Origin of the sequence: Aeromonas sp. QDB11, from assembly GCF_027705265.1 — a bacterium.
GTDB classification, from domain to species: Bacteria; Pseudomonadota; Gammaproteobacteria; order Enterobacterales; family Aeromonadaceae; genus Aeromonas; species Aeromonas allosaccharophila.
This window is the reverse complement of the sequence record NZ_JAPDBM010000041.1, coordinates 35,246-44,672: the sequence shown is the minus strand read 5'-3', so window position 1 is coordinate 44,672 and position 9,427 is coordinate 35,246. Positions and strand designations below refer to the sequence as shown.

Below are 9,427 nucleotides of genomic sequence, written 5' to 3'. Positions count from 1 at the left end.
GAAGGATTCGAACCTTCGAAGGCAGAGCCGTCAGATTTACAGTCTGATCCCTTTGGCCGCTCGGGAACCCCTCCACAAGTGCGAGGCGCATACTAACAGATCTTCTGGTTTTGTGAACCCCCAAGCAGGATTTTTCCATTAAAAGAATTGGATTTGTGGCCGATAACCAGTGAAATCGCCATTTTCGAGAGTTATCTCATGCTGCCCAGTTCAATCCGTAATCACCTGCTCGTTGATGAGGGCCAGTTGGGGCAGCGCCTCAACCGTGACCTGCAGCATGGCGATCGGGCGGATTTCCGGTTGCATCTGGCCTTGCTCACCGACGCGGTGGAAGAGCAGCCCTGGTTTGATGCCAAACCGGCGGTCAGTTCCCAGAGCCGTGACTGGCGTCCGCACTTTGACTTGAGACCGGCAGAGGTGCTGGTGGCTGAAGGGGCTGGGAGTGACTGCAGTGCCATCAATGAGCGGTTGCAACAGGGGGGAAGCATGGTGGATGTGCGGCTCTGGCTGGCGCTGCAAACGCCGCCGCTGGCGGTCAAGCAACCGCTGCTGGATGAGGCTGTCTACGACAACCTGTCGCCGCTGGCGCGGGAGCGGTTGCAAGGAAAGCTGGCCGATATGCCACGCCAGGAGGATCCGTTGGTACTGTTGCCGATCCTCGACCGTTTGCAACAGGGGGTGGATACCCGGTTGCACTGGCTCAGTTGATGGCGCCTGCTCACTGGTGTAACGCGGTGCTTATCGGGCAAATCACAGGCAACAAAAAGGCGGGTAACCCCGCCTTTATGCTCGCTGAATTTTTAGCCTTGCGGCATGCTATCAAGCGTCGGCTTCATCCGGTTGCGGCTGCTCTTTGAGTGCGGCGTTGGCGCGACGGGCAATCGGCTTCTCGGTGTGACGATTGAGTTGGCGCTCCAGCTTTTGACCCAGTTCGTTGATGGCGGCGTAGAGATCCTCATGCTCTGCCTGGGCAAACAGTTTGCCGTTGGGGATGCCAGCACTGGCTTCGACAGTGAACATCAGACGCTCTTTGGAAACAATCACATGGGGTGTGATGAGAGGCACCTGAAGACGTTCGAGCTTTTCAAAACGGGATTCGATGCGCTCGCGGATAGCCGGGGTGATGTCGATGATTTTGCTGGTAATTTCGATTTTCATATTGGCCCCCTTCGGGTCGTCTTGCTTGTGTCTTCACCTTCAGATTACTCATTGGTAAAGATTGAAATGTGATCTGTATCACATAACCTTCCCTTGGCTATTCAGCAACTTATAAATTGTGATCTTTTCCGGTTTCGTGCCAAAAACAGCTTGAGCTCCATGAAACTGGCAGGCAGTATGACGGGAATAGGATCGTTTCTGTCCCTTCTTGGCAGCACTTCGTGTCGACCTCATGTCCGGTTTCCACTGCTTGATATCGCATGTTTGTACTCTTCCCTCGCAACCTCTGATCTGATGAGTGGATGCCGGGGGCGTTGCTGTGCCCGATGGGACATCAAACGTGGTTGGTTGTTGTGTTGGGGTGGTAAATGAAGCAGCAAGCCACGCAAGTCATGTGGTTTTTCGATCGGCAACATGATCAGTGGAGTCTCTCTGATCAGGGGGCCTACCAGCAGTGGCAAGGGGAGGGCAATCATCCCTGGGCCGCTCGCCTGTTACCGGAAGATGAGGCAGGCTTTGCCGACTTTCTCGTCCGGCTTCATGAATCACATCTGCCAGAGCAGTTCATCGGTCATCTGAAAGATGATCAGGGGCAGCTCAACCATGTGCTCTGGAGCGGTCAGTTTGTGCCCACCCAGCAGATCTGCTGTGGTTGGCTGGCCCCGCTCGATACTGCCAACAGCGCGGTCTCCTCCCTCAACCTCTCTTTGCCGTTGCTGCAAACCACTCTGCTCACCCAGTTGGCGCAGGCGCTCTCTGCCCGCACCGGTCTCGACTTCTTCAATACCCTGGTCAGCCAGCTGGCTCACATCCTCAAGGTGGATGCGGTCTGGGTGGGGGAGCTGTGCGGTGCCGACCGGGTCAGGGTGCTGGCCGCCGACGGGCTGGCGCAGAAGGATTACCCGCTGACGGGCTCCCCCTGTCAGGAGCTCTACAAGCAAGGGGCCATCTGTTTCGAGGTGATCGACGCGTCGCAGGAGTATCAATCCTGGCTGGCGGTCGGGCAGACTTATTATGGTCAGCCGCTGTTTGATGCCAGAGGTCAACTTCTGGGTCATCTGGCGCTGCTCTATTCGGCCCCGGCAGATACCAGCAACCTCACGTCGGTGCTCAATACCTTCTCGGTACGGATGGTGGCCGAGCTGGAGCGGCTGCAATCCGATGCCCAGATGCGCCTATCTGCCGTTGCATTCGAGACCCACGAAGGGATCATCATCACGGATCCGGGGTTCAAGATCCTGCGGGTCAACAACGCCTTCAGCCAGATCACCGGCTTTGACAGCCAGTCGGTACTGGGCCTGCACCTGGAAGAGGATCTCTGGCCCAATCTGGGGGGGCTGGGCTACGAGCTCAACACCCTCAGCCGCTGGCAGGGGGAGACCCAGCGTCGCCACGTCGATGGTCACACCTATCCCCAGTGGGAGATAGTGACGCCGGTGCAGGATGAGAAAGGGGTGATCAGCCACTTTGTCATCTGCTTCGAGGATATCTCAGAGCGCAAGGCGGCCGAGCGGCGCATTCAGGATCTCGCCTATTACGACGAGCTGACCGGATTGCCCAATCGCCGTCAGCTGCACGAAACCCTGGTGCAGACCTTCAATGAGTCGGTCCGCGACGGCCTGATTGGTGCGCTGCTCTTTATCGATCTCGATCACTTCAAGACCATCAACGACTCCCTCGGCCACGCCACCGGTGACTGGCTGCTCAAGGAGGTCGCCGCTCGCCTCAAACGGCTGGTGCGACAGGGGGATTGTCTGGCCCGCCTCGGCGGCGACGAGTTTGTGCTGTTGCTGCCATCGCTCTCGGCCAGCCCGCCCCAGGCGGAGATGCAGGCCGATATTATTGCCGAGCGGCTCATCACCGAGATTGCCGCTCCTTATACCTATGTGGGACAGGTGCTGCACATCGGCGCCAGTGTCGGCATTACCCTGTTCCCGGATCGGGAGCAGGGGGTCGATGATCTGCTCAAGCAGGCAGATACCGCCATGTATCAGGCCAAGTCCGCTGGCCGCAAGACCCGTCGCTTCTTCGATGCCTCGATGCAGCAGCAGGCGGATCGCCGTCTGCTTATTCACAACGAACTGCGCAACGCCCTCAGCCAGCAAGAGCTGACCCTCTATTATCAGCCCCAGCATATGGTCGATGGCGGCGATATCATCGGTGTCGAGGCGCTCATTCGCTGGCAGCCGGCCGGTCGCTCGTTGGTCTCGCCGGCCGAGTTTATTCCCATCGCCGAGGAGACGGACCTGATTGTCGATATCGGCAACTGGGTGCTGCACGAGGCGTGCGCCCAGTATGTGCTGTGGGAGGAGAACGGCATCCACATTCCGCAAATCTCGGTCAACGTCAGTGCCAAGCAGTTCCATGCCACCGACTTTGTCGAGCGGATCCACGATGTGCTGGCGCAAACCGGCATGGATCCGGCCTGCCTCAATCTGGAGATCACCGAATCCGTGGTGCTGGGTCATGCCGAGGACACCATCAGCAAGATGACCGAGCTCAAGGAGCTCGGCATCAGTTTTGCCATCGACGATTTTGGCGCAGGTTACTCCTCTCTGAGCTACCTCAAGCGGCTGCCTGCCGATGAGCTCAAGATCGACCGCTCCTTCATTCAGGACATCCCGAAAGATGGCGACAACATGGCCATCGTCGAGGCGGTGATCGCCATGGCGCGACATATGGGGTTCAACGTCACGGCGGAAGGGGTGGAGTCCCGTCAGCAACTGGAGTTTCTCAAGGCGCAGGGGTGCAGTTTCTATCAGGGCTATCTCGCCTCCAAGCCGCTGCCGGTGCCCTATCTGGAGAAATATGTACAGCGGCTGACCAGACCGGAACCGCTACGCGAAATGCAGTTGAGCAGTGCAGAAAAATAGTCCCTGCTCCCCGCTGTAGCGCTGCCCGGCAACGGGTAGAATGAGAGGCAGTAGACCCACCGCCACCGGGCGGTGTATTGCCCTCAATGGAGATGTTCAGTGAAAGCTGTATGGGGAATTGTTTTGTCGGCGCTGTTCGTGCCGACCCTGATGGCGCAGACTGCCGACCAGACGCTCTACCGTCAGGCGTATGACGCCGTACGGGCCAATGATCAGGCCCGTTTCCAGCAAATTCGTGCCCGGTTGACCCATTATCCGCTGCTGCCCTATCTCGATTACTATCAGCTCGCCTTTCGTCCGGGGGCGGCCGATTACAACGATGTGACCCGCTTTATCCGCCAGCATGGGGATACCCCCCAGTCCAACCGGCTGGAGCGCAGCTATCTGACCTATCTGGCCCAGAGCCAGCAGTGGTCGCAGTTCTTGCGCTTCTATCCGGCCAAGCCGAGCTCCACTGATCTGCTCTGCATGTACTATCAGGCGCTCTATTACACCGGCAAGCCGAAAGAGGCGTTGCAGGGAGCGGGCAAGATCTGGATGAGCGGACAATCCCGCCCCGATGCCTGCTCCCCGCTGTTCCAGCTGTGGCAGGCATCCGGTCAGCGTACCCAGCAGAAGATCTGGCAGCGGATGACGCTGGCGTTTGAAGCGGAAAACCCCAATCTGATCCGCCACCTTGGCGCGACCCTGGGTAGCGGCTTGCAGAGCTATGGCGATCAGATGGTGACCCTGTTCGAGCAACCCGCCAAGGCGATGAACCCGGCCTATTTCAGCAACAACCCCTATTCACGCAAGCTGCTCTCCCTCGGTTTGACTCGCTATGCCAATCAGGAGCCGGAGTCGGTGCTGCGCCAGCTGGCGCTGTTCCGTAGCCGTTTCGGCCTGACCCAGGCCGAGGTGAAACCGGTAGAGCGTGCCATTGCCCGCCGTCTGTTGCTGGATCGCGCCATTGCCCAGCGCAGCTGGGTAGACAGCACGGTGAAAAAGCTGGCGGATCCTGATATCACCGAGCTGCGGGCACGACTGGCCATCTGGGAGCAGGATTGGCGTGGCCTCTCCGGCTGGGTGAAGATGATGCCGATGGCCCGTCAGAAAGAGGATCGCTGGCGCTACTGGATGGCGCGCTCCCTTGAGGTGCAAGGGCAGCAAAAACCGGCGCGAGATCTCTATCTGGAGACGGCCAATTTGCGCGGTTTCTACGGTTTTATGGCAGCCCAGCGCACTGGCGTGCCTTATCGCATCAAGAACCAGAGCGTCAAGCATGTGCCGGACTGGCGCACGGCCAGCCAGCGCTGGCCCTTCCTGTTACGGGTGCGCGAGCTGTTGTCGATGAACGAGATTGCGGCGGCCCGCTCGGAGTGGATCCACAACATGGATCGCAACCCGGTGGCCCAGCGTATCGAGTTTGGCCATATCGCCCTCAATCAGGGCTGGCACGAGCTGGCCATTCTCGCCAGCATTCGCGCCGAAGCATGGGATGCCCTCGATTTGCGCTTCCCGCTGCCGCTCAAACGCACCTTCTCCCAGATGGCGCAAGAGCGCACCATGAACACCAGTCTGCTCTATGCCATCTCCCGTCAGGAGAGTGCCCTCTATCCGCAGGCCCAGTCGCCGGTGGGCGCGCGCGGCCTGATGCAGCTGATGCCAGCCACCGCCAAAGAGACCGCAGGCAAGCTGGGGGTGCCTTATCGCAACGAGCAGCAACTGTTTGATCCTGCGATGAATATTCGCCTCGGTAGCGCCTATCTCAAGCGCTTGCTGGATGTCTATGATGGCAACCGGATCCTGGCGGCGGCCGCCTACAACGCCGGGCCGGGCCGGGTAAAACGCTGGCGTGATCAGAGTGACAACAAGCCGATGGATGTGTGGGTCGAGAGCATTCCGTACAAGGAGACCCGCAACTACGTACAGAATGTGTTGTCGTTCGATCTCATCTATCAGCACAAGTTGCAGCAGCCGCTGCGCTTCATGTCGGAGCGGGAGCTCAATCACGCCTATTGAGTAGAGGGCCGCCCGTCGGCCCCTGTTTTCAAATTTCCCTGCCGCCGGGTATCATCGGGTAAGGTTTTGTTACCAAAGGAAACATGCCCGGTGACCTGGCTCCGGGAATTACATCAGGCCGCAGGGTATACTCAGGCGTCGGCACCGACAGGTTCCCCCACAATAAAGGAATGGATAGTGGCAACGATTAAAGATGTTTCTCAGCTGGCAAATGTGTCTATCTCCACCGTGTCGCGCGTTATCAACAACACGGCACAGGTAGCACCGGAAAAGCGTGAGGCCGTATTGGCGGCCATGAAGGAACTGAATTTTCGACCCAACAGTTTTGCCCAGGCTCTGGTCAGCAAGCGTTCCAACTGCATTGGCGTGCTGGTCGGCGACCTCTGCGGTGGCCCCTTCTTTGCCCAGATGATGCGTGGCATCGAGACCATGGTCGATCAGGCCAACAAGTTCACCATCGTCATGTCTGGCAACCACGATATCGCTCGCGAGCGTCACGCCATTCAGGCGCTGCTGCAGCGCCAGTGCGATGCGCTGATCCTCCACAGCAAGGCGCTGCCGGACGAGGAGCTGAGCGAGCTGGCGGCAGGCTCTACCCCCATTGTCTTTATCAACCGTCAGGTACCCGGGGCCGAAGATCGCTGCGTCTGGCTGGACAATAAGGCCGGGATCACCACCGCGTGCCAGCACTTGCTGGATGCCGGCCATCGCAAAATCGCCTTTATCACCTCCGATGATGAAGAGTTTGTCGATGGCTTGCAGCGGATGGCGGGCTATACCCAGACCCTGGCCAGAGCCGGAATTCCTCTGGAACCCGCATTGATTGGCCGTGGCTTTGCCGACGAGAACGGCGGTTATGTGGCGATGTGCGAACTGATTGCGCGCGGAGTGGAGTTCACTGCCGTGCTCGGATTCAACGATGCCATGGTGGCGGGGGCTATCTCCTGCCTGCTGGAGCGTGGCTACAAGATCCCGCAGCAGGTGTCGGTGGTGGGGTTTGACGATATTCCCTACGCCCGCTACATCTATCCCAAGCTCACTACGGTACGTTACCCCATCGAAGAGATGGGCAGCCGCGCTGCCGAGCTGGCGCTGCGCCTGCTCGATCACAAACCGGTGGACGGCCTGGCGCTCAAGTTTGAAGCCCAGCTGGTGGAGCGTGAGTCAGTCGCCTGACGTGCGTCAAACAGCGAATAACAACGTGGCCCCATCGGGGCCACGTTTGTTTTTGCTTGTTGTCTGCTTGTCGGCCCGTTTAGAAGCGGGCTGAGCCGCTGACGTAGTAGCTGCGACCCGGTTCGACGTTCTGGAAGACGGTGTCTTTCTCTTGCAGGCGCACGTCGGTCAGGTTGTTGATCCCCAGTCGCAGGTCAAAGTTCTCGGTGACCTTGAAGCCGGTGCCGAGATCGAAGGTCTGATAGCTGGGCAGCTTGTGCAGTACCACGGCCTTGTTGACGGTCTGCTCGGCAAACTGGGTGCCGGTGTAGGTGGTGCCGACAAAGGCATTGACCCGCTCGGTGGCCTGCCAGGTGATCTTGGCGTTGGCCTTGTGCTCCGGCCGCTCGGGCAGAGCCTGGCCCTGATCGCCTTCAGCCTTGAGGTAGGTGTAGTTGGCGCCGAGGTTGATATCGTCGGTCAGATCGAGTTTGCCAGTCAGCTCCAGCCCCTTGGTGGTGGCCTTCTCCAGGTTGTACCAGGTGCGGTCAGTGGAGTTCGGCAGCTGTTTGAAGGTGAGCATGTCGTCGATGTCGGAGTAGAACAGAGTGGCGCTGGTTTCCCAGATCCCTTCTCCTGCGATGACTCCCAGCTCGTAGTTGGTGCTGGTTTCCGGCTCGACCTTGTCGCTGCCATAGATGCGGCAGCTGCCGCCGCAGCTCTCGATGCTGTAGCCGTTGGAGTACTGGTGCGGTGCCGGTGCCTTGAAGGCCTGGCTGACACCGCCTTTCACGGTCACCAGCTCGTTCATCTCATAGACCAGATAGCCGCGCGGGGTGAAGTGGCTGCCGTAGATCTCGTGGTGATCGTAACGGCCGCCCAGCGTGAAGGTCAGGCTGTCGGTCAGGCCAATTTCATCCTGAGCAAACAGTGCCTCTTGGGAGTGACTCTCTTTGCCGCCGATATCCTTGTAGCTCACCGCATCCACCAGCTCCCGATCCAGATATTCACCCCCCAGCGTCAGGTAGTGGTTGGCCAGCGCCAGGTTGGTATAGCCCTTGAGGGTCAAGGTGTTCTCTTCCAGCTCCCGCTGCTGCGGGGCTGAGTAGCTGGTGTTGAAGTCGTCGATCTGGGAGGTCTCGTAGTTGGCCATGACGGTGGTGTCACCCCAGCTCCAGTTCCCCTTGTGGGTCAGACCAAACAGGTTGCGATCGTTCTGCTGCTGGCGACTGTGCACCTTGTTGCCGGTTTTGCGGAAGATATCGAGAGGCCGCTCATCCTGGTTGTAGAGGTAATCCAGCTCGAAGCGTTGCTGCTCATCTACCAGCCAGCTCATGGTAGAGGCGAAGTTGCGGGTCTGCTTGGCTTCGATAAGGGGGATGCCGTCAGCGGCTTCGGTGGGCGTCCAGGCTTGACGGTCATACACCTCACCGTTCATCCGGATCAGCAGGTTGTCGGTCAGCGGGCCGGTAAAGCCCAGGTTGGTTCTGTGCTGCTCGCCGCCATCCTTGCCCTCGATGGCCTTGAAGTCGGCATCGGCCGCCCCTTGCCAGGTTTTGCCCGGCTGCTTGGTGATGATATTGATGACACCGCCGATGGCATCGGAGCCGTAAAGTGCCGACATCGGGCCACGGATCACCTCGACCCGCTGGATCATGCCAAGGGGGACCGGGGTGTTGTCGAAGTTGCCGCCGCGCCACAGGGCATTGGAGGAGGAGAGGCGTTTGCCATCCACCAGCACCAGGGTGTACTTGCCCGACATGCCACGAATGCCGATATCGCTGCGGCCATTGGTGTCAGCTTCAGCCTGAATGCCCACTTCGTGGCGCAGCAGGTCGGCAAGGTCATTGACCGGTGCGGCGGCGATCTGTTCTGCCGTGATGACAGAGATGGAGGCTGGTGCCGAGCGGGTATTGTGCGCCGTGGTGGTGACGGTGATCACCTCATCGGCTTGAGGCGCGTTGCTGGCGGCGATCGCTTGCTGGGTCAGCAGGGTGACGATGGTGGTGGCCAGCAGGCTGGGGGCAATAAAACGGGAGGCTGAGAATTTCATTATTTACATCTTCCATAATATTTAAATGATAAGCATTATCATTATCTCGGCTATCTTGTTCCGTTCGCAACACTTTTTTACTGACGAGCTGACGAGGCGGGTGCGGTGTAATGGCAACCAACACCCGTGATCGATGGCTGAGACGGGGGGGGGGGAATGGATCTGGCCGCGATAACTGATGTCATCA

At 59.1% G+C, this 9,427-nt stretch carries 6 protein-coding genes; 4 read left to right on the top strand and 2 right to left on the bottom strand.

All coding sequences use genetic code 11. The annotated features are described in order from the left end of the window. Nucleotides 1-198: 198 nt before the first annotated feature. Nucleotides 199-708, top strand: a complete 510-nt coding sequence (locus tag OKC40_RS14490; protein WP_042657154.1) for a VC2046/SO_2500 family protein — start codon at nucleotides 199-201, stop codon at nucleotides 706-708. 111 nt (nucleotides 709-819) lie between these two features. Here the strand turns inward: OKC40_RS14490 and hpf are convergent, their stop codons facing one another. Continuing rightward, nucleotides 820-1,158, bottom strand: coding sequence for a ribosome hibernation-promoting factor, HPF/YfiA family (hpf, locus tag OKC40_RS14485; RefSeq protein WP_005334257.1), 339 nt, complete (start codon nucleotides 1,156-1,158; stop codon nucleotides 820-822). Between the two features lie 368 nt (nucleotides 1,159-1,526). Between hpf and OKC40_RS14480 the strand changes: the two genes are divergently transcribed. From OKC40_RS14480 to OKC40_RS14470, 3 genes are all read left to right on the top strand, one after another. Continuing rightward, a complete protein-coding gene (locus tag OKC40_RS14480) occupies nucleotides 1,527-4,031 on the top strand; it encodes a putative bifunctional diguanylate cyclase/phosphodiesterase (RefSeq protein ID WP_234605692.1) in 2,505 nt (834 codons plus the stop codon). A gap of 99 nt (nucleotides 4,032-4,130) precedes the next feature. Next, a complete protein-coding gene (locus tag OKC40_RS14475; protein ID WP_270795670.1) occupies nucleotides 4,131-6,032 on the top strand; it encodes a transglycosylase SLT domain-containing protein in 1,902 nt (633 codons plus the stop codon). A 177-nt stretch (nucleotides 6,033-6,209) separates the two neighbouring features. Continuing rightward, entirely contained in the window at nucleotides 6,210-7,208 is a 999-nt protein-coding gene (locus OKC40_RS14470) for a LacI family DNA-binding transcriptional regulator (protein ID WP_042057459.1), read from the top strand. A 79-nt stretch (nucleotides 7,209-7,287) separates the two neighbouring features. On the opposite strand, the gene OKC40_RS14465 is transcribed toward OKC40_RS14470, so the two are convergent. Then, nucleotides 7,288-9,240, bottom strand: a complete 1,953-nt coding sequence (locus tag OKC40_RS14465; RefSeq protein ID WP_234605695.1) for a TonB-dependent receptor domain-containing protein — start codon at nucleotides 9,238-9,240, stop codon at nucleotides 7,288-7,290. Between the last annotated feature and the right edge of the window lie 187 nt (nucleotides 9,241-9,427).